Annotated in this window: 22 protein-coding genes, 1 tRNA gene and 1 pseudogene; 5 read left to right on the top strand and 19 right to left on the bottom strand. The window is 69.2% G+C overall.

Going from position 1 to position 22,665, the window contains the following annotated elements; translation table 11 throughout:
- Positions 1-4: 4 nt before the first annotated feature.
- The 7 genes from ACFHWS_RS20570 to ACFHWS_RS20540 form a co-directional block, all read right to left on the bottom strand.
- Entirely contained in the window at positions 5-793 is a 789-nt protein-coding gene (locus ACFHWS_RS20570) for a sugar phosphate isomerase/epimerase family protein (protein WP_416554121.1), read from the bottom strand.
- A 73-nt stretch (positions 794-866) separates the two neighbouring features.
- Complete coding sequence (locus tag ACFHWS_RS20565; protein ID WP_416568804.1) at positions 867-1,880, bottom strand: XRE family transcriptional regulator; 1,014 nt, start codon at positions 1,878-1,880, stop codon at positions 867-869.
- Between the two features lie 139 nt (positions 1,881-2,019).
- Entirely contained in the window at positions 2,020-2,199 is a 180-nt protein-coding gene (locus ACFHWS_RS20560) for a hypothetical protein (RefSeq protein ID WP_416554117.1), read from the bottom strand.
- Between the two features lie 119 nt (positions 2,200-2,318).
- Positions 2,319-2,489 carry a hypothetical protein gene (locus tag ACFHWS_RS20555; protein ID WP_416554115.1) on the bottom strand — a complete coding sequence of 57 codons (171 nt, stop codon included), beginning with the start codon at positions 2,487-2,489 and terminating at the stop codon, positions 2,319-2,321.
- 184 nt (positions 2,490-2,673) lie between these two features.
- On the bottom strand, positions 2,674-3,861 hold the full coding sequence (locus tag ACFHWS_RS20550) for a helix-turn-helix domain-containing protein (protein ID WP_416554113.1): 1,188 nt from the start codon (positions 3,859-3,861) through the stop codon (positions 2,674-2,676).
- Between the two features lie 138 nt (positions 3,862-3,999).
- Entirely contained in the window at positions 4,000-5,211 is a 1,212-nt protein-coding gene (locus ACFHWS_RS20545; protein WP_416554111.1) for a helix-turn-helix domain-containing protein, read from the bottom strand.
- A 243-nt stretch (positions 5,212-5,454) separates the two neighbouring features.
- The gene (locus tag ACFHWS_RS20540) at positions 5,455-5,835 is read right to left on the bottom strand and encodes a hypothetical protein (protein WP_416554109.1); all 381 of its coding nucleotides are present in this window, start codon (positions 5,833-5,835) and stop codon (positions 5,455-5,457) included.
- 492 nt (positions 5,836-6,327) lie between these two features.
- Here ACFHWS_RS20540 and ACFHWS_RS20535 point away from each other — a divergent pair, with 492 nt between their 5' ends.
- The gene (locus ACFHWS_RS20535) at positions 6,328-6,699 is read left to right on the top strand and encodes a DUF805 domain-containing protein (RefSeq protein WP_281554221.1); all 372 of its coding nucleotides are present in this window, start codon (positions 6,328-6,330) and stop codon (positions 6,697-6,699) included.
- An 83-nt stretch (positions 6,700-6,782) separates the two neighbouring features.
- On the opposite strand, the gene ACFHWS_RS20530 is transcribed toward ACFHWS_RS20535, so the two are convergent.
- The 9 genes from ACFHWS_RS20530 to ACFHWS_RS20490 form a co-directional block, all read right to left on the bottom strand.
- Entirely contained in the window at positions 6,783-7,940 is a 1,158-nt protein-coding gene (locus tag ACFHWS_RS20530; protein ID WP_416568803.1) for an MFS transporter, read from the bottom strand.
- A 110-nt stretch (positions 7,941-8,050) separates the two neighbouring features.
- Positions 8,051-9,184: a sugar kinase gene (locus ACFHWS_RS20525; protein WP_416568802.1), complete on the bottom strand. Its 1,134-nt coding sequence runs from the start codon at positions 9,182-9,184 to the stop codon at positions 8,051-8,053.
- Positions 9,181-9,942: a hypothetical protein gene (locus tag ACFHWS_RS20520; RefSeq protein ID WP_416568801.1), complete on the bottom strand. Its 762-nt coding sequence runs from the start codon at positions 9,940-9,942 to the stop codon at positions 9,181-9,183. Before ACFHWS_RS20520 ends, ACFHWS_RS20525 begins: the two co-directional genes overlap by 4 nt.
- Positions 9,930-11,978 (bottom strand): hypothetical protein, encoded by a 2,049-nt coding sequence (locus tag ACFHWS_RS20515; RefSeq protein WP_416568800.1) that lies wholly within the window; start codon positions 11,976-11,978, stop codon positions 9,930-9,932. Before ACFHWS_RS20515 ends, ACFHWS_RS20520 begins: the two co-directional genes overlap by 13 nt.
- Positions 11,978-13,552: a heparinase II/III domain-containing protein gene (locus ACFHWS_RS20510; protein ID WP_416568799.1), complete on the bottom strand. Its 1,575-nt coding sequence runs from the start codon at positions 13,550-13,552 to the stop codon at positions 11,978-11,980. Before ACFHWS_RS20510 ends, ACFHWS_RS20515 begins: the two co-directional genes overlap by 1 nt.
- The gene (locus ACFHWS_RS20505) at positions 13,549-14,316 is read right to left on the bottom strand and encodes an SDR family NAD(P)-dependent oxidoreductase (RefSeq protein ID WP_416554097.1); all 768 of its coding nucleotides are present in this window, start codon (positions 14,314-14,316) and stop codon (positions 13,549-13,551) included. The genes ACFHWS_RS20510 and ACFHWS_RS20505 overlap by 4 nt, the downstream gene beginning before the upstream one ends.
- Positions 14,317-14,328: 12 nt before the next feature.
- A complete protein-coding gene (locus tag ACFHWS_RS20500; RefSeq protein ID WP_416554095.1) occupies positions 14,329-15,192 on the bottom strand; it encodes a carbohydrate ABC transporter permease in 864 nt (287 codons plus the stop codon).
- Positions 15,182-16,024: a carbohydrate ABC transporter permease gene (locus tag ACFHWS_RS20495; RefSeq protein WP_416554093.1), complete on the bottom strand. Its 843-nt coding sequence runs from the start codon at positions 16,022-16,024 to the stop codon at positions 15,182-15,184. The genes ACFHWS_RS20500 and ACFHWS_RS20495 overlap by 11 nt, the downstream gene beginning before the upstream one ends.
- A gap of 109 nt (positions 16,025-16,133) precedes the next feature.
- A complete protein-coding gene (locus tag ACFHWS_RS20490; RefSeq protein ID WP_416568798.1) occupies positions 16,134-17,420 on the bottom strand; it encodes an ABC transporter substrate-binding protein in 1,287 nt (428 codons plus the stop codon).
- 254 nt (positions 17,421-17,674) lie between these two features.
- Between ACFHWS_RS20490 and ACFHWS_RS20485 the strand changes: the two genes are divergently transcribed.
- From ACFHWS_RS20485 to ACFHWS_RS20475, 3 genes and pseudogenes are all read left to right on the top strand, one after another.
- Positions 17,675-18,736 carry a LacI family DNA-binding transcriptional regulator gene (locus ACFHWS_RS20485; protein ID WP_416554089.1) on the top strand — a complete coding sequence of 354 codons (1,062 nt, stop codon included), beginning with the start codon at positions 17,675-17,677 and terminating at the stop codon, positions 18,734-18,736.
- Positions 18,737-18,746: 10 nt separating this feature from the next.
- Positions 18,747-19,496, top strand: coding sequence for an IclR family transcriptional regulator (locus ACFHWS_RS20480; protein ID WP_416554087.1), 750 nt, complete (start codon positions 18,747-18,749; stop codon positions 19,494-19,496).
- 160 nt (positions 19,497-19,656) lie between these two features.
- Positions 19,657-19,704, top strand: a pseudogene (locus ACFHWS_RS20475) (hypothetical protein); the annotation flags it as partial.
- A gap of 190 nt (positions 19,705-19,894) precedes the next feature.
- On the opposite strand, the gene ACFHWS_RS20470 reads toward ACFHWS_RS20475, so the two are convergent.
- From ACFHWS_RS20470 to ACFHWS_RS20460, 3 genes are all read right to left on the bottom strand, one after another.
- Positions 19,895-20,749, bottom strand: a complete 855-nt coding sequence (locus ACFHWS_RS20470; protein WP_416568797.1) for a fumarylacetoacetate hydrolase family protein — start codon at positions 20,747-20,749, stop codon at positions 19,895-19,897.
- A 367-nt stretch (positions 20,750-21,116) separates the two neighbouring features.
- Positions 21,117-21,191 (bottom strand) — tRNA-Val (locus tag ACFHWS_RS20465).
- 60 nt (positions 21,192-21,251) lie between these two features.
- The gene (locus ACFHWS_RS20460; RefSeq protein WP_416568796.1) at positions 21,252-21,737 is read right to left on the bottom strand and encodes a TIGR02611 family protein; all 486 of its coding nucleotides are present in this window, start codon (positions 21,735-21,737) and stop codon (positions 21,252-21,254) included.
- 384 nt (positions 21,738-22,121) lie between these two features.
- Between ACFHWS_RS20460 and ACFHWS_RS20455 the strand changes: the two genes are divergently transcribed.
- Positions 22,122-22,553, top strand: coding sequence for an SsgA family sporulation/cell division regulator (locus ACFHWS_RS20455; RefSeq protein ID WP_282230144.1), 432 nt, complete (start codon positions 22,122-22,124; stop codon positions 22,551-22,553).
- Positions 22,554-22,665: the final 112 nt, after the last annotated feature.

Raw genomic sequence — 22,665 nt, 5'->3', positions numbered from 1 at the left:
TGGCTCAGCCGGCACGATGGTCCGTGGTGATCAGTCGGGTCAGCGTCGCCGCTTCGATCGCGACCCGGTCGGGGTCGTCGTCGACAACGAACTCCAGCAGGGCGTCATAGTCGCGCCCGGCGGCGCGCAGCACCGCGAACACGTCGGACCAGAGCCGGTCGCGGGCGGTCAGCGGCAGCCGCTCGTACCCCGGCCACCAGGAGAAGACGTGCACCGCGTCGACCCAGGGCAGCACCTGGCGCAGGTCGTCGACGGCGACGGCGTCGGGCAGGTCGAGCGGCGGCTGCCAGTACGTGCGTACCGCCGGATGGTCGACGTCGGCGAGCAGCCGCAGCGTCGACTCGGCGGTGTCGGTCAACGTGCCGGAGTGGTATTCGAAGGCGAGGCCGATGTCGGCGTCGGCGGCCCGCTGCGCGGCGGCCCGGGTGGCCCGGACCACCGCTCGGCGTTGCTCGGTGCTGGCCTCGGCGGAGCCGAGGGTGCCGGCCCAGATCCGGATCCGGGGGGCGCCGAGCGCGACCGCGCTGGCGAGTACGGCCGCGAAGTCGTCGGCCGGGTCGGAGCCGGCCCGGTAGTAGGAGCCGTAGGAGGCAACCGTCACACCCCGGTCCCGCCCGGCGTCGCGCACCGACGTCGCGGCCCGGGTGTCCCCCGGCGGTACGTGCACGTCTCCGCCCCATTCGATGCGGGACAGCCCAGCGCGGGCGGCGACGTCGAGTACGGCGAGCGCCGACTCCTGCCGCAGGGTGACCGAACACATACCGCTGCGGATCTTCGGACTGGTCTCCGGCACGCGCCCTCCTCGCTGGGTCGGCAAGCGCTTTCCGCGAGACCCTAGAGCAGCGGTTTGGGCGAGTGCAACAGGCTCACCGGGTCAGCCCGAGCGTCGCGGCCAACCCGGCCACACCGGCAGCCGACGGCGCGCACCGGACGGCCTCGGCGACCACCGTACGGACGGACGGCCGCAGCCGGACCTCGGCGGACGCGACCCGGTCGGCGTCGACCAGCGACCGGCCCGCCGTGACCAGGTCACCGGACTGCAGGGCCGCCCGCGCCACGTCGACCAGGTACGCCGCCCGGTGCTCGGCCGGCAACCCGCGCCAGCCGGGACGCCGCACGAGCGCGGCATGCCGGCGTACCGCTTCTTCCGCCTCGCCGAGGTCGCCGGCCGCCACCGCCCGGGTCAGCTCGACCGCCGCCGGCCCGAAACCGGTCCACCGGTGGTCATGACCGTCGCCGATCTGGTCAGCGACGTCTCCGGCCTGCCTGGTCAGCTCCCGCACGGCGGCGGCGTCGTCGCATTCGGCGGCGGCCAACGCGGCCTGCAGCAGCAGCGTGCCGTACACCGACAGCCGCCCCGGCGGACCATCGTCGGCCGGGTCGGTCCGGTCTGTCGGTCCGGCCGGGTCAGTCGGGCCGGCCGGGTCAGTCGGGCCGGCCGGGATGAGCCGGTGCGCGGCGGCGATCGTCGTCGACATCGCCAACCGGCCCTGGCCGACCGCGCGCAGCGTCTGCCCCAGCGGCACCGCCGCCGTCGCCGCCAGCAGCGGGTCACCCGTAGTTGACGCAACCGTCATCGCCCGGTCGGCCGCCAACCAGGCCAGGTCGGTCTCGTCGAGTTTGACCAGCACCTGCGAGGCGGCCCGGTGCACCTGCACCAGCGGCAGCGCACCGCTGACCGGGTCGGCCGCGTGCCGCCGCCGCGCTGCGGTGAGCAGGTCGGGCAGCATCCGCAGCAGCTGCGGGTAGTGGGCGTGCTGGTACGCCAGCCAGGCATGCTCGACCTGCCGGGTGGTCGCTTCAACAGCCGGCGGGGCCGTGTCGGCGTCGGCGTCGGCGTCTGAGCCGAAGATGTCGTAGCAGGCGAGGGCTGCGCGCACCGCCGACACGCCGGGTGCCTCGACTTGCCGATCCGGTCGGCGAACACCTGCTGGGTCATCCGCCGCCGGGTCCGCCACTGCGCCACCCGGCGACCGATCGGCAGGTCGTCACCGACCCGCATGGCACCACTGCCGACCGTCACCACCGCGTCACCTCGGGTGCCGGTGCGGCCGCGCCGACGAACGTCCACGACACGAACCGTTCGTGCAGCTCCGCCGGGTCGACGATGCCGGCCTCGTCGGCGGCGCGCGGCATCATCGCCGCCAGGTCCGCCGCCAACCCGATCGGATCGACAGCGTACGCCTCGGTCAGCTGCACCCGCGCCAGGGAACACGGCCACGGCGTGCCGTCCGGGCACACCGCGCACGTCCACGCGGGCCGACACGGCTCATGCGCCGGCTCATCCGATCCGGGCAGTCGCGGCGGCTCCGACGCGGTCACGGCAGGTAGTGTCGGCCGGCGTTACCGCCACGGCGCTCCGCCCGATCGGTACGGGTGGCGGGCCGCCGGTCCGGCGGCGCGCACCGGTCGGCGTACCGGCGGCGACCCGGCACCGGATAGACCACGTCGATCACGACGTCCGGCCGCTGAAACCATCTTCCGAGCACGATGTCCCCCTCATGGCATGTGGAGGGCGGCGACCCGGGGTGGCTCTCCGTGTCGGCCCCGGGCCGCCGCCGCTAGGCGGGCCCGACGCGCGAAAAGGGCGATCGCGGGTACGGCGTCGGGCCCACACACCACGCTATGAGCAGGCCGGTCATTCAAGAGGGACAATCTGTACCCCAGGTACAACTACCAATCGATTCCCATCGCCAGCGCGAGTTCCCGGGCGTCCTCGCCCACCACGCCGGTTCGCCCTACCAATTCCATGGCCATGCCCCGGGCGTGCGGCTGGTGGCGGACAGTTTCTACCGACTCGCGCAGGGCCCGGCTCAGAAGATGCACCACCGCTACCTCGTCCCGTCGCATCAGATGCGCCCGAGCGGCGTCGATCAATCCACCGGCCCGCCGGGTCCGTGACGGCAGAGCCGAGTAATCGACCCCCATCGCCCGGCGCACCGCCTCACCCGGGCGTGCAAGGTCGATTCCGATAGTTACCCCGAAAGCGTCGACGACCACCGAACCGAACATCAACCACGGGTGCACGTACCCGATACCCAGCCGACGTGCGACGGAATCCGCCGAATCCCAGTAGCGCCAGGCCTGCCCGGCCCGGCCGGCTCGCGCATGGCCCAGGGCCAAGCCGAGCTGCAACTGTCCCCACCTGGCTAGTTGATCGTCACCACCGCTGCCCTCCAACGCATCGAGCGCGTCGACGAGCACCTGCTCGGCGGCGTCGGGCTGCCCATCAGAGCGATAAACGTGGGCGTAGTACCAGGCGGCAGCAGCTATCGCGCCAGGGTCGTCCGCATCCTGGGCAGCCAGCATCGCCCGGTCGGCCGCCAACCAGACCAGCTGCGGCTGTGGCTGGTGCGCCGCGTACAACTGCACCAGATGGTAGACCCGAGCCAGTTCGGTCGCAGCCTGTCGGCGCTCGGCACCGTCGAGAAGACGTGCCGCGAGCCGGGCATCGGCAAGGAGTCTTGGCAGCAGCGCGGCCACCGCAGTCCGCTCAGCACTGGCGTGATGCCAGGCAGTCCACGCCTGGTCCACCCGAGCGCGAAGGGCAGCGGCCGCCAACGGATCACCGGCAGGGAGGGTAGTTCGGTACATTGCCGCAGCGACGCCGTCGATGGCGGGGTGGCCGGCGCGGGTGACTGAGGCAATGGGAAGAGACTGATCTCCCGTCAGCACGGACAGGTCGTCGATGTCCAGGACTTCCGCGAGCCGCAGCAGCATCGGCAGCCGGGGGGTAAGCAACCGACCAGATTCGAGGGCCTTGACCCATTCGGCGCTACGGCCGACGAGACCGCCAAGCACGGCCCGGGTCTTACCGCTGCGTTCGCGAAATGTCCGCAGCCGTGATCCGAACGTATCCATGATGTCTCCCCAGGTAGAGGCTGGGCGGCGGCGCGGTCGGGGCCTCTACCTCCCGGCGCGCCGCCATGCCAGACGGTACCTGGTCCCGCGTCGCCGCAGTCAACACCGCTTGTCGTGATTGCCGGCGCTCACGGCGAGCTACGCGAGCAGGCCAACCTTCAACGCGAGGTCACGAGCCTCATCCCGCATCGCCCGTGGCCCGTCGAGCAGGTCGAGGGTGATCTGCCGGGCGTAGCCGTTGAAGCGAATCGTCTCCGGTGCCGACTCGTACGCCTGCCGCAGAGTTGCCGCAGCCGCCTCGGTGTGGCCCTTGCCGTGATGGCCACGGGCTACCTCTATCAGATGTCGGGCCCGGCGCGGCCGCGACGGGATTGCCGCAGGATCGATACGTCGTGACTGCCGCACCGCCTCGCCGGACTTCTGCAGCTCCACCGCCACCGTCACCGCATGGACGCCCATGATGATCTGGGAGAACGATGTCTGCTGTTGGTAGAAGGTCTGTGGGAGTCGCTGAGCAACTTGGTCTGCGCGGTCCCAGTACCGCCAGGCACGGCCCTCCTCGCCGGCACGGGCGGCGGTGTAGGCGGCCTCGAAGTTAAGAGCTCCCCACAACGCGAGCAAGTTCACGCTCGACTCGGCCATCTGGGGTTCCAAGGTCGAAACGACATCCAGCGTCACCGCCATTGCGGTGTCCCAGTCTCCCGCGTCCCGGTGCACCTGGCACAGGAACCAGCCAGCGCACGCCAACGCTTCGGCATCTCCCGACTCCTGAGCCGCGACCATCGCACGGTCCGCGACGCGCCACAGGAGTTCCGCCGCCGGCTGGTAGGCCAGGAACATCTGCGCCAGCCCCAGCACCTGTGACAGCAGCGCCTGCGCCTGCCGTCGCTCGTCGCCCTGGTACGTCAGCGCCGCACGCTGCGCGTCCCGCAACAGCTCGGGCAGCAGTGCACCCAGCACCGTACGGTGATCAGCCGCCTGATGGCGTGCTCGCCACGCCGCCGCGAGGCGTTCGCGGATCTCGTTCAGCGGCGGTGGCGCGACGTCATTGGACAGTGCCGTGCGATTCACGGCGTCACGGACCGGCGCCAGTGCGGGATGCTCCGGTCCGTTCACCACGGCCGAGCGGCCGCCCAGCTCACCGATCAGCACGGATACATCCACCTTCAGCACGCGGGCGATGCGGTCCAGCATGTGTACGCGCGGCGGCAGGATTCGATCGGTTTCCACTGCCTTGACCCACTCGGCGCTGCGACCGACGAGGCCACCAAGCACTGCCCGGGTCTTGCCGGATCGTTCACGGTAGACCTTCAGACGCTGCCCGAAGGTCAAGCCAGGCATGGGGTCCATCCCGAACCTCCTCGTCGCACGAAAACGCGATCACACCCCGGATCGCATCTCCTGCCACGCTACTGGTTGTCGCCGCGCCAGATAACCCCAGCTACGACAAGACGAGTAGTTACCAATTCTGCTATTGAAGGCGTGCCTTAATAGTACTCGCGGATGTAGTCGAGTGCGCGGGTGAAGACGTCGTTGTCGCGGATCTTGAACTTGATGTAGAGGGTCTTCCGCAGTGCCTGTTGGACCAGACGGTCACCCTCGTAGGTGTCCTGCCATCCGCTGAAACGGACCGCGCGGACCACCTCGTCGACCTCGTTGACGACGTTCTCGACGATGATCGGGGGTGTCTTCGCCCTTGAGGGATTCGAAGAGTTCGGTGAGCGCCGCTTTCCCCTGCTCCTCGGGCGGAACCCCGGCGGCGGCCTTTTCCGCAGCCACGGTGTCACGGGCGAGGGCGAAGAGTTCCTTGAGGAATTCAAGACTGGCCTGCTGCGCGTGAGCGTACTTCTCGCGCCGGGCGGCGAGCCGCTTGCCGAGCTCGACGAAGACCGGGGTGCCCTTGTGCTTGGCGATGCGGGCGGTGATCCACCGCTCGACCTCGACCGGGTCGACGTCGTTCCTCTTGCCGGTCATCAGCCGGTGGATGCAGTGTCACCTCGCCGGGTCGGGGTACCAGCTAAGCTTGATGCCAGAGATGCATCGAGATGCACCTGTGGCATCACGTCCTCGGAAGCACCTCGGGTTTGCCCCGGAGTGCAACAACCTCACCGGGCCAGCCTGAGCGTCGCGGCCATCCCGGCAGCCGGCGGTGCGCACCGGGCGACCTCGGCGGACGCGACCCGGGCGGCGTCGACCAGCAACCGGCCCGCCGCACAAGAACGCCTGGTTCAGCGGAGTACGGAGAAGGTGGACAAGCTATCAGCACCAGCAGACGGCGAGGCGGTGTTCCCGGCATCCAGGTGAACACCTTCGAGATCGACGCTGCGTCCGACGGGACCGACGGCTCGATCTGCGGGGAGATCATCCCGGACAGGGTCTGACAGATCAGACGCCAGAGCGCGGCGGACACTCGCGTACCCTGATGCCGCGCCTCTGCTCATCTGTCCACAATGCTGGAGTAACGTCATGTCGTTCACCGAAGCTGTCCGTTCGGCCCTGACCCGGTACGTAGGGTTCAGCGGCCGGGCTCGCCGCGCCGAGTACTGGTGGTTCGTCCTGTTCTCGACCGCCGTCGCCATCGTGGGGTCGATCCTCGACCTCCTGCTGGGGACCGGTCTGGACGGAGGCAACCTCGGCATTCTCTATGTGGTTGCCCTCCTGGCGCTCGCGCTGCCCTCGCTGGCGGTCGCCGTCCGCCGCCTGCACGACACCGAACGATCCGGCTGGTGGGTGCTGATCTCGCCGATCCCGCTGATCGGCCCCCTCGTGATGCTGATCTTCACCGTGCAGGACGGCACCCCCGGCCCGAACCGCTTCGGTCCCAGCCCGAAGTACTAGTCGGCGTACGGCTGCACCCGGTCCGGATCGTCGGGGTGCAGGAGCGTCGGTGCGGCCGGCCAGGTGGGCCGCCGCATCGACGCTCAGTCACTCCTGACTGGTGTCGACGGTCGGAGCACCAACAGGTAGGCGACCGCAGCCGCCGCGCCCCAGCCGGCAAACACCGTCCACGGTAGCCAGTTGCCGGTGTCGTCGCCCAGGTCGAGCAGCCACCCGCCGCCCAGGTTGCCGATCAGTCCACCGAGGGAGAGCACCAGGCCGTTCGCACCGAAGTACGACGCGACCGCGCCCGGTGGGGCCAGCCGCGAAACGGTGCCGTTGACCGTCGGTAGCAGTAGAACCTGCCCGAGCGTGAAGACGACGACGCCGGTGACCACCCCAGCCGGTCCCGGCAGCACACCCAGCAGCAACAGACCGACGGAGAGCATGGCCGTGGCCACGGCGAGCGTCCGGCCGGTCGTCAGATACCGCTCGGCAAGGCGGGTCGACGGAACGGTCGCCACGACCATGACGACCGCCGCGACGGTGTAGACCAGGCCCAGCGACGTCGCTCCCGGCAGGACCTGCCCGACCCGCACCGGAACGGCGAGGTAGAGCTGACTGAACAGCGCCCATGCGAAAGCACTGACCACAACGAACCGTCGAAACCCGCGATCTCGGGCAACGGTCCGCAACCGGTGCAGGGAGGACATCCGTGCCGACGTTTCGGTGGTAGGCGGGTCGGGTCGCAGTCCGATCCAGGTGATCGCACCGGCGAGCAGGAACAGGCTGGACGCGACGATGCACAGCGCCGGGAAGTTGGTGGCCGCGAGGAGGCCACCGAGCGCGGGCCCGAGGACGAAGGACACGTTACTGGCCATCTCCCGCACGGCGTAGGCACGGGTACGCAACGGCGCCGGTGTCAGTTCGGCGTACAGGGCATAGCTGGCCGGGTGAAAAAGGGATCCGCCCAGGCCGGCCAGGACCGAGGCGACCGCGAGTCCGGGTACGGCGTCCACGACACCGAACGCGGCGAAGCCGGCGGCACGCAGCAGCACGCCCACGCAGATCGCCCGACGGTGACCGAACCGGTCGGCCAGCATCCCCGACCAGAGCATCATGCCCTGTTGACTGGCCGACCGTACCCCGGCGAGCAACCCGGTGAGCGCGATGCTGAGCCCCAGGTCGTTCAGGAGGTGGTACGCCAGCAGGGGGACCAGGGCGTAGAAGCCGAGCCCCATGAGGAATGTGTCGGCGACCATGATCCGCAGGCCGGACGACCACCGCATGCGTCGGCGGCCGGCCGGCGCGTCCCCCGAGCAGGACGCCGGCTGCCCTCGCCCTTGGACGACACTCGTACGACGGGTGGTACTCAGCGGAGTGCCCGGGCGTTGAATTCGGCGGCCAACGCCTCAACCTCCGCCAGAGCGGCCATCGATGCGTCCCCCGGCGTGGTCATCGCCAACGCGCCGTACGCCGCACCGAACTCGACACCGATCCGCAGGTCGCCGAGCCGCAGCAGGCCGTAGATGAGGCCAGCGGCGAAGCCGTCGCCGCCGCCGACCCGGTCCAGAAGCTCCAGACCCGGTCGGTACCGGGCTGCGACGGGGCCGAGGTCGGCGGACCAGGCGACGGCCCCCCAGTCGTTGACCGAGGCGGACCGAACGGTGCGCAACGTCGCCGCCACGATCGACAGATTGGGGTAGCTCCGGGCTACCTGCTCCAGCGAAGTCTGGGCATCGCCCAGGTCCGGACGGACCCGTTCGCCGGGAGCCTCCCACCGGCCCTCGCAATGGTCCACGCCGGAGTCCGATCGGCCGGCACCGAGAACGGTACGGAAGTGTTCATCGTTGCCGATCAGCACGTCGACCGTCCGGGCAATGCGCTGGTTGACGAGTCGGGCCCGGTCCGGGCCGCCGATGTCGCGCCACAGACTCGACCGGTAGTTCAGGTCGTACGAGACGACTGTGCCGTGCCGACGGGCGGCTGCGGCGGCGGTGGATGCGGTCTCAGCGGCGGCATCGGACAGGCCCGCGTATACGCCACCGGTGTGCAGCCAGCGGACCCCGAGGGTGCCGAACAGGTGGTCCCAGTCGATCTGGTCGGAGCCGAGTTGACTGACCGCAGTATGGCCGCGGTCCGAGGTGCCAACCGCAGCACGCACGCCCTCGCCACGTTCGGTGAAGTTGAGCCCGTTACGGACGGTACGGCCGACTCCGTCGTAGGGCACCCACCGGATCAACGAGGTGTCCACTCCCCCTTGACGTACCAGGTCCTCGATGAGCCGGCCGATCTCGTTGTCGGCCAGAGCAGTGACCACGGCGGTCCGCAGGCCGAAGGCCCGGCGTAGCCCACGTGCGACGTTGTACTCGCCACCGCCCTCCGAGACGGCGAAGGTGCGTGCGGTCCGTACCCGCCCCGCACCGGGATCGAGACGAAGCATCACCTCACCGAGGGAGAGCAGATCGAAGTGACACTCGGCAGCGGGACGGATCGTCAGGGTCATCGGACCCGCTCCCTGGATCTGCCGCTACGCTCCGCCGCCCTCGCGGCAGCCACATCGGACCGGTCGCCGGTCGCACCGACCCACGCCGTGACGGTGCCTCGTCGTCGTGTGCTGTCCGCGAGCCGCAGGCCGAGTAGCAGCGGCAGAGTGGCACCGAACAGCAACGGCCCGAAGGCGAGCGGCGCGGTGACGAGCGGCGCCGCGACAGCAGCCGCGAGCAGGGCCAACCCACGTCGGGGAGCGGCGAAGGCGAACAGCAGCGCGGCACGTCCCCAGCGTCCGGCTTCCCCGCCGGGGTCACCGGCGGCGGTGACGGCCAGTGCCAGGTGGTACGGCACCAGTGCCAGGATCAGCCCGATCTGCAGGGCCAGCAGGGCTGCGGCGTGGGCACCTGGACGGGTGGCCAGGAAGACGATGTTGGCCGCCAACAGTGCAGCGGCGACCGTGGACAGGATCGAGTGCCGCCACAACCGCCGCCAGTAGTGCCCGAACATGGTCAGCGCACCGACGAACGGCCGGGCCCGTCCATCCGTACGCCACTGCTGCAGCGCGTGTGCCGTGGCGGCCAGCGCCGCAAGCCAGGTGACGATGCCCAGACTCAACAGGAGCAGGGCGCAGCCCGCCAGCGCCGGGTAGGCGACGAACTCCAGCACCCGCAACGTGGTGGCCGCCCAGCCACCTTGGGCGGCCACCACCTCGCTTCGACGCCGGGCCGCCCCCCGTCCGGTGGCGGACGGCGCGGCGCTCAGGCCGGCCACGGCAGCACCCCGGTCACCGGTTCGTCGCTGCGCACCAGGTCGCGACCAGCGACATCCACGTGGGTCGCCGCGACCACCCCCACCTGTGCCGGGCGGTCGGCGGAGCCAGGCAGCAGGATCACGGCGGCGGCGGCCCGCACGTCCGCGCCGTCGATCCGACGGTCGGCCGGCGCCAGCAGCACCGTCTCGCCGTCGGTCCCGAACCGCACCCCGGCTCCTTCGGCACAGTCCACCGGCTCGGCGACGGCCGCGCTCGGGGCCAGCGCGGAGGTCGGTTCGACGCTGGTGAGGATCCGGGTACGGACGACCGGCGCCACCTGGACCCGAACGGTGTGCAGCGTGCGGACGATCCGCAGACTCGGCGTACTGCCGGTGGGGTTGGCCTCGATCTCCGTCGTCGTCTGACTGACGGTGGCGGCGTCCGGGACGACCTGGCGGACGTACGCCTGCGCCGGTCCGGACCGGAGCACGATGTCGCCGCCGACGAGCTCGGCCGGCCAGTCCGAATGCAGCAGAAAGGTCCACTCGCGTGGCTGGTCGGCGGCGAGGAGGTCGAGCACGACCAGCCGGCCGGCCGGGGTGAAGACAAGTGTCCGGTCGACGCGCCGGACGCCGAGCGCCGGATCGAACATCGCGGCAGATTCGGCTGTCGCGTGCACCAGCCCGTCCTCGGTGAGCACGTCCCGCAGGCGGGCCTGGCGCTCGTGGGGCAGCCCCTGGTAGACCTGGTAGCGGTCCTCGCCGGCCCAACCCTGCCCGTCGACCAGGACGAGGTTGTGGTGGGCGGCCCGCTTACGGTTGCAGTACCCGTCGTCGACGGCGAGGAACTCGCCGTACGCGCCGAACACGAACGCCCCGGCGTCGGGGTGGTGGTGACCGGCGTTGAGAGTCTGCCAGCCCTTGTCCCGGCGCAACTGCTCAGCGGTGTCCCAGGCGGTGTGTCCCCCGCCGGGGGCCGCCTTGAAGCTGACGAAGGCCGCGCCCGACTGCCAGCTGGTACGGGCGGTCACCTGTCCGAGGTCGGGAAAATGAGCGGAGGTCGGCACCGTGTCGGCGGGATCCACGGCCGGCACCTGCGGGTCGTACCAGAGCAGTTCGTAGCCGGCCTCCGGCATCACGCCCGGTCTGACGCCGGAGGCGTACGCCTCCCGCCAGAAGTGTCGATCGGCGACGCGGTCGGCAAGCCAGCGGGCGCGGCCGTCGCGGTACGCGGCGGCGAGCTTGTAGTAGAGCGCGACGCTGTGCCCGGACCGGCGGTCGTGGCAGTCCCCGTGGTCGATGTTCTCCTCGAAGCCGGGGGCGCACTGGTGCAGCCGCCATTCGAAGGTGCGACTCAGAAAGTCGCCGCGCCGCCACCAGTCGATGCCTTCAGCGTGTTGCAGCAGGTCGAGGTGGATGGCCAGCCATGGTACGCCGTACCGCCAGTAGACGACACCCTCGGAGTCCGATCCGTCGCCCGGCATCAGGTCCAGCACCGTCGCGAGATTCTCCCGTGCCCGGTCGCTCCACCGTGGTTCGTCGAGGACGTATCCGGCGGCGGCCAGGCCGGCGTAGCAGATCCAGTTGTGGTTCTGCCAGTAGCTCGACGACCACCAGGAGCCTTCGGTCTCGACGGCGAAGGCGTACAGGCGCTCACCCTGCAGGGTGAGCTTTGCCCGCAGCGCCGCCGCCTCGTCGTCGGGCAGGTCGTCGCGCAGCCAGGAGTACGCCAGGGACAGCCCGTGCAGCAGCCAACCCGCGTCGAGGTCGTGGTCGGGCATCTTCGCCTTGCCCCAGTGCGGGTAGGACACGGCGGTACCAATCCAGCGGCGGGCTTCGAGCAGGTAGCCGGGCTGGCCGGTGAGGCGGTAGGCGAGGGCCAGGTTCATCGCGGCCGGGCCGAGGTAGGTGATGCTCGCGGTCGGATGCTCGGCGGGCGGGCTCTGTCCGCGGTACCAGGCGCATTGCTCGTACAGCCGCCGCCACTGGGCGGCGTGAGTGGTGGTGAGCGCCGCGCGCAGTTGCCCGAGGCGGTCACCGATGAGCAGGGGTTGCATCAGCTCTCCATCCGGTAGATCGATCGGAACGTCACTGTGGTCGCGTCGGTCGCGGTCCAGTCGACCCAGCGGCGTACGCGCTGCGGGTCGTCCGCCGGTCCGGGTCCGGGACGGCAGACGACGTCGGCGTCGACCGATACGGTGTGCCGGCCGTGCAGGGTTTGCCGGCCGGGCCAGACCGTTTCCAGGGTTCGGTCGGCGACAGCCCGAACCGCCAGGTCGACATCCGGTCTGAGCTGCGCGCTGATTCGGCGGGGTCGGTCGGTCTCCACCCGCAACTCGTCGACCAGCACACCGCCGCGCAGGGTCAGGTGGCGCCGGGCGGTCACCCCGGGATACGCGGTGTCACAACCGATGGCGACCGAGCTGCTGTCGTACCCGATCAGATGCCCGGTGCACTCCGCCTGCTCGAGCCCGTCGACTGCGAAGGTGGGATGGGCGGCGGTCGAGGCGTAGTGGTGCCGCCAGCCGTGGTGGCCGTACGGCACCTGACCCGGGTCGGGCTGCCAGGGAGTGTCGGCACCGTACAGGTACAGGGCCAGCTTGTCGCGGTGCCCGTGCGGGCCACCGTGCGGGCCGAAGTCGGCGACAGCGTGCAGCCCCGATCCACGCAGCACCACATAGCCCCCGTCGGGAAAGATCGTCACCGGCTGCGGCTCCGTCGGCCCACGGCCCAGCAGGGGCAGCAGTTCCCGGAGTTCGTCCAGCTCGTACCGGGCCGCTGGCCGGTCGTACGGGCCGTCGTGCAGGGCTGGTAGCAGACCTCCGTCGGTGGCCAGGGTCTCGAGCACCGTGGCCATCCCGGCGAGTCGGGCGTGCGTCTGCGGTGGCACCAGAGTTTGCGGCAGTGACTGGAGGGTCAACAGGTACGCCCGCAGGACGAAGCCGTGGTAGTAGGTGGCTGCCTCCCACTCCCACCCGTCCGGGCGAATCGCCGTCGAGACGTGGTCACACAGTCCGTGCCGACCGGTCAGCCAGTCGGGGCGGCCCGAGCAGACCGCGCCAGCGGCAATCAGCCACGCGGTGTAGTTGGACTCGAACTTGCCGGCGTCGACCAGCGCCTGGCGGGCCTGCCCGGCTGCCTCGACAAGGGCTTGGAGCAACTGGTTCACCTCCGTGGGCAGTGGTTCACCGCCCGCCCGCAGCGCTGCAGCGGCCTGGCCGATGGTCACCGCCCAGATCGCCTCGGTCAGCGCCTGATGGAACAGCCGGCCACGCAGCATCCAGTCGGCGGCTCCGTCGTGCGGTGCCGCGCCGAGTGCCGCGTACTGGCGGGCGTACGCGGTCAGCAGGTCGACAGCTGCCCGGCGGTCGTCACCCCGGGGCGACCGGGCGAGCAACCGGATACGTCGGGCACTCGCCTGATGCGCCAGGACGGTCCAACCGCCCCGGACCGACGGATTGTCGACCCGGCAGCCGTGGCGGCACCGCGCGCCGGCGTCCGGGAACGCACCGTCGAGCAGCCGGTCGTGATCGAGTTCCACGCCGTGCGCGGGGCAGACGTATGCATGCCACCAACCGCCCCGCTCGGACGGGAGTACCGGCGCACGCAGGGTCGGCGTCGGCACGGTCACCGGAACCAGGCTCCACCGTCGATGTCGATCGTCGACCCGGTGACGTAGGAGGCCGCCTCGGAGGCGAGCCACACGGCTGCGCCGGCGACGTCCTCGGACCGGCCGCCACGGCCGAGCGGTACCCCGGCGATGATCGCTTCCTGAGTCTGTGCCGGGGTGAACGTCTCGTGGAAGGCAGTGCCGCCGATGAATCCCGGGGCGACCGCGTTCACCGTGGTCCCGGTCGCCGCCAGCTCCTTGGCGAGCCCCTTGGTCAGGCCCCGCACCCCCGCCTTTGCCGCAGCGTAGACCGCTGATCCGGCACCGCCACCGTTGTGTGCAGCCAACGACGACATGGTGATCACCCGCCCCGCCGTACCGGCGGCCCGCAGGTGCGGAATCGCGGCCCGCACCGTTCGGAAGGTGACGCCCAGGTTGAGGTCAACGACCTGGGCGTAGTGCTCGTCGGTCATCTCCGCCACCGGGCTCCGGCCGACCATTCCGCCCGCGTTGCAGACCAGGATCTCCAGGCCGCCGAGGAACCCCGTAGCCTCCTCGACGAGTGCGGCCACCTCGCTCGTCCGGGTGAGGTCGGCCTGCCGGACGACGGTCTTGCGACCCAGCGCCTCGATCGCCGAGGCCACTTCGGCGGCCGGGCCGGCGGAGTGTCCGTGGTGGACGGCCACGTCCGCCCCGGCCTGGGCGAGCGCCACGGCGATGGCGGCCCCGATACCGTGGCCGGCACCCGTGACCAGGGCTCGACGCCCAGACAGATCGATACTCATTGAGATACCCCTTTACTTGATTCCGGCGGTGGCGAAGCCCTGCACGAAGTACCGCTGGGCGAACAGGAACAGCACGATCATCGGTACGGTGGCCAGCGTCGATCCGGCCATCAGGTAGGACCATTCGGTCCGCTCGGCCTGTTGGAAGGCTGCCAGACCGACCTGGATCACCCGCAGGTCGTCGCGGGTGGTGACCAGCAACGGCCAGAGAAAATTGTTCCAACTGCTCTCGAAGGTGACCAGGGCGACCGTCGCGACGGCTGGTTTCACCAAGGGGGTCATCACCCGGGCGAAGATCCCGAACTCCCCCATACCATCAATGCGGGCGGCCTCCTCCAGCTCGCGGGGCAGCGAGAGGTAGAACTGCCGGAACAGGAAGATCGCGAACGGGGTGAGCGCGCCCGGAACGATCAGGACCCACCACGAGTCGAGCCAGCCGTAGCCGCCCCGACCGAGGTAGTCGTTGCCGCCGAAGAACGGCATCCCCTTGGCGATCAGGTACTGCGGGACGATCTTCGTGTAGGTCGGGATCATCATCATCGCGAGGATGGCCATGAACAGTACGGTCCGGCCCCGGAACGAAACCCGGGCCAGCGCGTAACCGGCCATCGTAGCCAGCATCAGGTTGATCACCGTGTGCCCGATGGCGATCAGCAGGCTGTTGCGGAAGTACGTCCCGAACGGGGCGTAGTCCAGTGCTGCCTGGTAATTGCTCCACACCCATTCGGTCGGCAGCAGTTGTGGCGGGTAGGCGGCGATGTCGGCGCGGCTCTTGAGTGACGTCAGGATCATCCAGACGAACGGAACGACCATGATGAGTCCGCCGAGACCAAGCAGCAGGTGCAGCACCCAGCGGGCGTCGAACTTACGCTTCATCGCCGTCCTTCCCGGTCAGTCGGCGCCCGATCACCGTCAGGACGAGCAGGAAGGCAAACAGCACCACGCTTTGCGCACAGGCCGCCGAGATGTCGAACTCGCCGAACGCCGTCCGGTAAATCTCGTATGTCATGACGGTTGTCGAGTTCGCCGGGCCGCCATCGGGAGTCAGGACGTACACCTGATCGAATACCTGAAACGCGTCGATCATGGAGACGATGAAGACGAAGAACGTGGCGGGTTTCAGCAACGGCAGGGTGATCGCGAAGAACTTGCGGGGGCCGGAGGCGCCGTCGATATCCGCCGCCTCGTACAGATCGTGCGGAATGTTCTGCAGCGCCGCCAGGTAGATGAGCATCTTCAGGCCGATGCCCTTCCAGATGCTGACGAGGATGACCGCCGGCATCGCCCAGTCGGGGTCCGATAGCCAAGCCGGCCCGTTCACCCCGATCCAGCCCAGCAGCAGATTGAACAACCCCAGGTTGGGCTCGAACATCCACATCCAGACCAGTGCGATCGCGACGGTGGCGGTGATGTGCGGCATGAAAAACGCCGCGCGGTACCAGGCCAGCGCCTTGATCCGCTGGTTGAGCAGCACCGCGATGACCACCGCGATCGCCATCGCCACCGGAACGGTGAAGAAGGTGAAGACGACGGTATGCCAGATCGACAGGTTCCAGATGTCGTCGGCGAAGATCTCGCGGAAGTTCTCCAGACCGGCCCACTCGACGGTGCCGGCGATGATGTCGTAGTCGGTGAAGGCCAGGCCGAACGTGGCCACCACGGGTAGGCCGATCCACCAGACCAGGTGGATGACCGACGGGGCCAGCATCAGGTACGCCGCGCGACGACGTTCGGCACCCAGCCTTCGGCGACGGCGGGGCGGGCGTGGCGCCCGACTCGCGGACGCCACGCTCACGGTCTCGAGGGTGCTGGTCATGTCAGCCCTTGGCGATCGCTGCCTGGGCCTTGGCCACCAGCTCGTCGAGTACCTGCTGCGGGTCCTTCTGGCCCAGCAGGGCGGACTCGATGGCCGCCTTGAAGTCGCCCCGGATCTCCAACCAGGCCGGCACACCCCCTTCGGAGTAGGCGGCGTCGAGGTTCGCCATGGCGAACTGCGCGGCCGGGTTGCTCTGCACGTAATCGGAGTCGGCCAGGCTGTTGAGGGCCGGCACGTTACCCCGCTGCTCGTTCGCGGCGAGCGACGCCTGTTCGTCGGTGAGGAAGCTGACCAGCGCCTTGGCTGCCGCCGGACGCTGCGACTTGGCCGAGACCGTTGCCAGGGTCCCGCCCTGGAACATCGCGGGACGCTCGTTACTGATCATGAAGAAGCCGATTTTGTCTTCCTCGATCAGCTCCGGTGCCTGCTCCTCGATCGCCAGTAGGTGGTTGTTGTGCCCCACCATCATCGCCGCCCGTCCCTGGGCCAACGGCAGGCCGGTGGCACCGGGCTGAGTGAAGCCGAAGTCCTCGCTCTTGTCGGTGAGGATGATGTCGGTCATCAGTTGCAACGCCCCGACCGCCTCCGGGCTGTTGAAGGCCGGCTGCCCGTCGGAGGTCCACAGCTCGCCACCGTTGGCCCACATCAGCGGGAGGAAGGTCTGGCGCAGATCGTTGGAGAGGATGTCCACGCCAGCGCGGGTGAGCTTGCCGCTTGCGTCTCGCACGGTCAGCTGGCGCCCGATCTCCCGCAGCTCGGCGAAGTTGCTCGGCGGGGCGGCGATGCCCGCCTCGGCGAAGATGTCCTTGCGGTACAGACCGAACCGGGTGTCCAACATGATCGGCAGGCCGTACACCTTGCCCTGGTAGATGCCGGGCTCGACGACCCGCTCGTTGTACCGCTCGGCAAGCTCCTGCTGGTTCTCGTCCAGCTCGGCCAAGGCACCCTTGGCTGCGAACGGCGGGATCCAACCGACGCCCATGAGCATCACGTCGTACGGCCGACCACCTGCGATCGACGTGGTGAGCTTCTCGTTCAGCTTGCCGTACGAGGTGTAGTCGACCTCGACGGTGATGTCCGGGTACTCCTCCTTGAACGCGTCGAGCTGCTCCTCCAACACGGTCTTGCCGTCGGCGCCCTCAAAGATCGGCGTCAACAGCCGGATCGTGCCGCTGGTCTGGTCGTCGCCCTCCGTTGTGCCCGCCGGTCCGCCGCACGCGGTGGCGAGCAGCGCGGCGACGAGCACCATCGTCACCGCACGGGTCCGACTCCCCCGGGTTCTGGTCATCCTGGCCTTCTCTCCCGCGGCGCGCTCCGCCGCTCTGGTTAGCTGCGACACCACGATCTAGCTCGTGGCAGGAAGATCTTTGCATCGATTTACTGGTAGATCGTTGCAGCAAGGCAAGGAGCGAGGTGCAGACATGTCAATGGCTAGACACGGCGCCGAAACACCGGCTTTACTGGTAGGCCCACGGGCGGTCACGAGCTGGTAAACCTCTACACTCAGCTGGTTCAGATCGCCAACAAGGGGGAGCACGCGACGTGAGCGGTGTGACGATCTACCAGGTGGCCCGCGAGGCGGGCGTCTCGCCCAGCACCGTGTCGAACTTCCTCAACGGACGTCCCGGCCGCATGCTCCCCCAGACCCGCATCCGGGTGGCCGCCGCAATCGACCGGCTCGGCTACCGGCCGAACCGGGCGGCCCGGCAACTGCGCACCGGCCGGATCCAGGTGATCGGGCTCGTTGTGCCGTCGGTCGCCAATCCGTTCTGGGGCAGCTTCGCCCGCTACCTCGAACGGGCCGCGTTGAGCGACGGCTACCACGTCCTGCTCTGCAACAGCGAACGGGAACCCGACCGGGAACGGCGCTACCTCGAGGAGCTCTGGGCCGACGGCATCCGGGGCGTCGTCCTCTGCTCCTCGCTGCCCTCGCTGGATCACGTACTGCCACTGGTCGAGACCGGGCTCAGTCTGGTCGCGTTCGACCGCACCGCTCAGGCCGGTGACCCGGGGACTCTGGTCAACATCAGCGTCGACAACGTGGTGGGCGCCCACCTGGCCACCGCCCACCTGCTACAGCTCGGCCACCGACGCATCGCCTTCGTCTCGGGGTCGCTGCGCAGCGTGAACCGCCGGGAACGGTTCCGGGGTTTCACCGACGCACTCGAGCAGGCCGGCCTGGACCCGGTCGAAACATTCGTCTGGTCCGGTGGCGCAGAGCAGGAGCCCTACGGAGATCTCGACGCCGCCGGTCTCGGTCGCACCGCCGCGAACGCGCTGCTGCGGACTTCGGACCGCCCCACCGCCATCGTCGCCATCAACGACATGTGCGCCCTCGGAATCAGCGCCGGCATCCGGGACGCCGGGCTCCGGGTAGGCCAGGACATCTCGGTCGTCGGCTTCGATGACATCGTGCTCGCCGACCTCGCCGCACCACCACTGACGACCGTACGCCAGCCGGTCGCGGAGATGGCGGCAGCCGCGTTCCGGCACCTGCGGGACCGGATCGACAACACCGAACCCGGCCCGAGCCAGTCGCTGCTGCTCCGCCCAGAGCTGGTGGTCCGCACCTCGACGGGCCCGGTACCGGAAGTGAGGAAGTAGGGGTACCACGATGACGACAGGCGGCGTCCCCCGGGTCAAATCGGCAGACCGCACCGTCGAGCTGCTGGAGCTACTCGCCGCCACCGCGGACCGGCGCACCCTCGTGGAACTCGCCCGCGCCCTGGGTATCCCCAAGAGCAGCATGCACGGACTGCTCCACACCCTCGTGCAGCGCGGCTGGGTTGAGACTGACACCGCAGGGTCCCGTTACGGGCTGGGTGTCCAAGCACTGCGGACCGGCGCAGCTTACCTGCGTACCGACCGCGCGGTCCGCAGGCTCACCCCGGTCGTGGACCTGTTGCACCGCCGGCTCAAGACCACCGTGCAACTGGGCCGGCTGGTAGGTGGCCACATGGTCGCCCTGCTGACGCGGGAAGAGGTCGACGTGGCACCGATGCTTCGGACGGGCTGGCCGGCCCCGGCATACACCACGGCGATCGGCCGCGTCGTACTGGCCCGAGTGGCCGACGACGAGTCACTGGCACGGATGCTGTCCGCCGCACCGCCCCTGCCTCCCGACGCTTTCGCAGCGCTCCGCGAAGAGCTCCGGCGGGTGGTCGAGCGTGGACATGCTGTCGACCAGGTGCCGGCCGACCCGAACGGCGGCCGCGGCGTGGCGGTCGCCGCTCCGGCCAAGCTCGGCCCGCACGACGCGATCGGCGTCTGCGTCACCGACGGCGAGCTGACCGAGGCGCATGCCAGTGAACTCGCGGACGCAATCCGGGCAGCGACCATCGCCGGCCTGACGGGTCGGATCTAACAACTTCGCAATACTCCGTTGACCATCCAGTCATCATCGCGCTGCCGACCGGCTCCTCCGGCAGCCCGACCGAAATCAAGCAACCCGCCCTGAACGGCTTCCAAATCTCCCCTATTTCGTCACTACGGACTCGTGCCGGTCGGTCCAGCTCCGCTCCCCCGTCAACGGGGTGACCACAGGCGGCTCCAGCTACGCCCGGTCGGAGCTGCGTGAGATGGCGAACAACGGTGCCGCCCACGCGAGCTGGTCGTCGACCTCCGGCACACACACCCGGGGGCTCACACCCCCGGGCGGCGCGGCGTCCTCGCGTCGCTTCCGCCCCTGGCGCCGAGGTCAGAGCGGGCGGATTCTACAAAAGCGCCCGACATCGGCTCCGATAACCGGCACCGACGGCAGAGTCAATCGGCGGCGCGGCAGACTTGGCGATGCTCGCCCAGCCCTTCGATGTCGACCCGCACCACATCCCCCACGCGCAGATAGGGAAACTGGCCAGACAACGCGACCCCCTCCGGCGTACCGGTGTTGACGACGTCACCTGGCTCAAGCACCAGATACTGGCTCAGATACCAGATCAGGTGGCGCACATCAAAAATCATGTCCTGTGTGGTGGAATGCTGACGAGGCTGGTCGTTCACAAAGCTGCGCAGGGTGAGGCGTTGCGGATCATCTAATTCATCGGCAGTGACCAGCCATGGTCCCATCGGGTTGAACGACTCGCAACTCTTGCCCCTGGCCCACTGGCCGCCGGCATCACCCATCTGGTAGTCCCGCTCGGACAGATCGTTGGACACGGCGTACCCCGCTATGACGTCGCCCGCCTCGTTGGGTGACGCGAGGTAACGTGCCCGCCGGCCGATGACGACCGCCAACTCCACCTCCCAGTCGGTCTTCACCGCACCCCTCGGGATCACAATGTCATCGTAGGGCCCGACCACGGTGTTCGAAGCCTTGAGGAAAACGACCGGCTCGGCCGGCGGAACGGTGCCGGACTCCGCAGCATGTCGGGAGTAGTTCAGCCCGATGCAGGCCACCGTGCCTGGCCTGGCGATCGGCGCACCGACGCGGGCACCCCGGACATCGACCTCTGGGAGATCCCCGGCGGCCATGGCAGCGCGTACCCGGTTGATGCCGTCACCGCCGAAAAAGGCCGGGTCGATGTCAGCGGTGACGCTGGTCAGATCGAAGTGACGGCCCCCGACGAGGAGGACCGGTCGCTCGCTGCCCTTTGGGCCGACCCGCATGAGCTTCATCATCAATTCCCTTCGAAGCAGGACAAGTCTCCGCAGACCGGGACGGCACCATCGGCATCAGCCAGGCCGTGCGCAGTAAATCGATACACTCGCCAGTCTCGTCAACCTCCGCGAGGTCTGTCAATCGACGACGCACACCCTCGAAGCAGCCTGTGGACTGATCAGCCGGGCGGGCAGGGTGGTCGCCACCCGTACGACACCGTGCAGCTGGCCCGTTAATCAGCGCGGATGGACCGGGACACGGTCACCGGTCCGGCGACGGATCACCGCCGGACCGGTGACCGGCACGCGATACGCCGAACCGAGCGGACCGCCCGTACGTGGATTCCTCGCGACAAGGCCGCCACTGCGGGCCCCGCTCGCATGAAAGTGGTGGGCGATACTGGGATCGAACCAGTGACCTCTTCGGTGTGAACGAAGCGCTCTCCCGCTGAGCTAATCGCCCTCAGCGCGGATGACTGTACCCGATCATCCCACCTGGGCGCACATCCGGGTGGCGGTCGGCTCAGGTGGTGGCGAGGTAGCGCAGGAAGCTGGCGATCACGTCGATGCCGAGGCCGACCTTCAGCGAGACGATCACCACGGCCGCGACGAAGGCGAGGCCCACCCCGGCTATGCCGAGCCGCACCGGCCAGCTCTGCCGGGTCACCCACCGGGTCCATCCCTGAACGTGCCGTCGGGCGAAGGCGAGCAGCCGCTTGGCCCAATGGAACTCCACGCCCCAGACCGCGAGTCCGCCGAAGACGATCAGCCAGCCTGGCCCGGGTAGCGGGATCAGCACCAGGCCGAGGACCACGATCAGGGCACCGAGCAGGCCGACGCCGACTTTCAAGGCGATCCGGCCAGTGGGATTGGAGCGGATCAGGGCGAGGGTCACCCGAATCCGTTGGCGCAGCCCGGACAACGTTCGCGGTGCCTCCGGTTCGGGACGATCGGTGACGGCAACCGGAGCGCCGCGCCCACCCTGACGCCCGATCGGGTCGCTGCCCACCTGGTCTCCCCCCGACTCGGCGTGTCCGACAGCCTCATCCGCCGGGTCGTACGGCGCATGACCCGGTGTTGAATTCTCGGCCATCCGCTTGGCGGAGGAGGGTTTTATGGCCATTTTGCCCCTCATTGTCGCCTGCCCCGTCACCCCAGGGCACCACTGGACGTTACCGGAGTGAGTCGACGTCTGAACCACCCGACGCCGGGCACGTCCCAGTACCCAGGCAGATCCGGACAAGCCACCTAAAACGGACTTTTTCAGTGCATGCCGGAACCGCTTCCCTCTACTGGGTGAGATCAGTGATAGACGGAGCGTAGTCAAATGCAAGGCCGGAGTATGGGGAAAGCGGGGCGGGCGTCCCGCAGCGGCGCCGGGGGGAGAACGTCCATGAGTGTCATCCGACCAACGACCGTCGAGGTCGAGACGTCACTACGGCTCATCGCGCCTGACGCTACCGCGCTGCCGGTACGAGCCAGCCTGCGTTACGAACCAACTGATCCGTACGCGGTCCACGTGCTCTTCCACGCGGAGTCGGCCGGCGGTGAAGCGGTCAGCTGGTCGTTCGCCCGAGAGCTTCTGGTGACCGGGCTCGACGAACCGGCCGGGATCGGTGACGTCCGGGTCTGGCCCTGGGCAACTCCCCGGGGCGATTTCGTGGCGCTCGCGCTGAGCTCCCCGGACGGCAACGCGCTGTTCGAGGTACCGCGCAGCGTGCTGGTCCGCTTTCTGCGCCGCACCTACGTGGTGGTGCCCCGCGGCCGCGAGTCCGACCACCTGGACGTGGACACTGCGGTAAACCGGCTGCTGGCCGGACGCTGATCGGAACGGCCCGACTCCGCCCGACCCGGCGGGGACTACGGCTGTTTCGCGTGACGGGAGTACGGCGATGCGCCGTACTCCCGCCGCTGGTGCCGCCGCCGGTGCGCCCCGG

Source organism: Micromonospora sp. LOL_013, assembly GCF_048060315.1.
Classification (GTDB): domain Bacteria; phylum Actinomycetota; class Actinomycetes; order Mycobacteriales; family Micromonosporaceae; genus Micromonospora_E.
Note: the sequence above shows the minus strand (reverse complement) of the source record. Positions and strands in the feature narration are given on the sequence as shown.

Coding starts and splice junctions, on each gene's coding strand:
- ACFHWS_RS20550 (WP_416554113.1), bottom strand. CDS start 3,861: ATGGATACGTTCGGATCACGGCTGCGGACATTTCGCGAACGCAGCGGT.
- ACFHWS_RS20545 (WP_416554111.1), bottom strand. CDS start 5,211: ATGGACCCCATGCCTGGCTTGACCTTCGGGCAGCGTCTGAAGGTCTAC.
- ACFHWS_RS20540 (WP_416554109.1), bottom strand. CDS start 5,835: ATGACCGGCAAGAGGAACGACGTCGACCCGGTCGAGGTCGAGCGGTGG.
- ACFHWS_RS20535 (WP_281554221.1), top strand. CDS start 6,328: ATGTCGTTCACCGAAGCTGTCCGTTCGGCCCTGACCCGGTACGTAGGG.
- ACFHWS_RS20530 (WP_416568803.1), bottom strand. CDS start 7,940: ATGGTCGCCGACACATTCCTCATGGGGCTCGGCTTCTACGCCCTGGTC.
- ACFHWS_RS20525 (WP_416568802.1), bottom strand. CDS start 9,184: ATGACCCTGACGATCCGTCCCGCTGCCGAGTGTCACTTCGATCTGCTC.
- ACFHWS_RS20515 (WP_416568800.1), bottom strand. CDS start 11,978: ATGCAACCCCTGCTCATCGGTGACCGCCTCGGGCAACTGCGCGCGGCG.
- ACFHWS_RS20505 (WP_416554097.1), bottom strand. CDS start 14,316: ATGAGTATCGATCTGTCTGGGCGTCGAGCCCTGGTCACGGGTGCCGGC.
- ACFHWS_RS20500 (WP_416554095.1), bottom strand. CDS start 15,192: ATGAAGCGTAAGTTCGACGCCCGCTGGGTGCTGCACCTGCTGCTTGGT.
- ACFHWS_RS20495 (WP_416554093.1), bottom strand. CDS start 16,024: ATGCTGGCCCCGTCGGTCATCCACCTGGTCTGGTGGATCGGCCTACCC.
- ACFHWS_RS20490 (WP_416568798.1), bottom strand. CDS start 17,420: ATGACCAGAACCCGGGGGAGTCGGACCCGTGCGGTGACGATGGTGCTC.
- ACFHWS_RS20480 (WP_416554087.1), top strand. CDS start 18,747: ATGACGACAGGCGGCGTCCCCCGGGTCAAATCGGCAGACCGCACCGTC.
- ACFHWS_RS20470 (WP_416568797.1), bottom strand. CDS start 20,749: ATGATGAAGCTCATGCGGGTCGGCCCAAAGGGCAGCGAGCGACCGGTC.
- ACFHWS_RS20455 (WP_282230144.1), top strand. CDS start 22,122: ATGAGTGTCATCCGACCAACGACCGTCGAGGTCGAGACGTCACTACGG.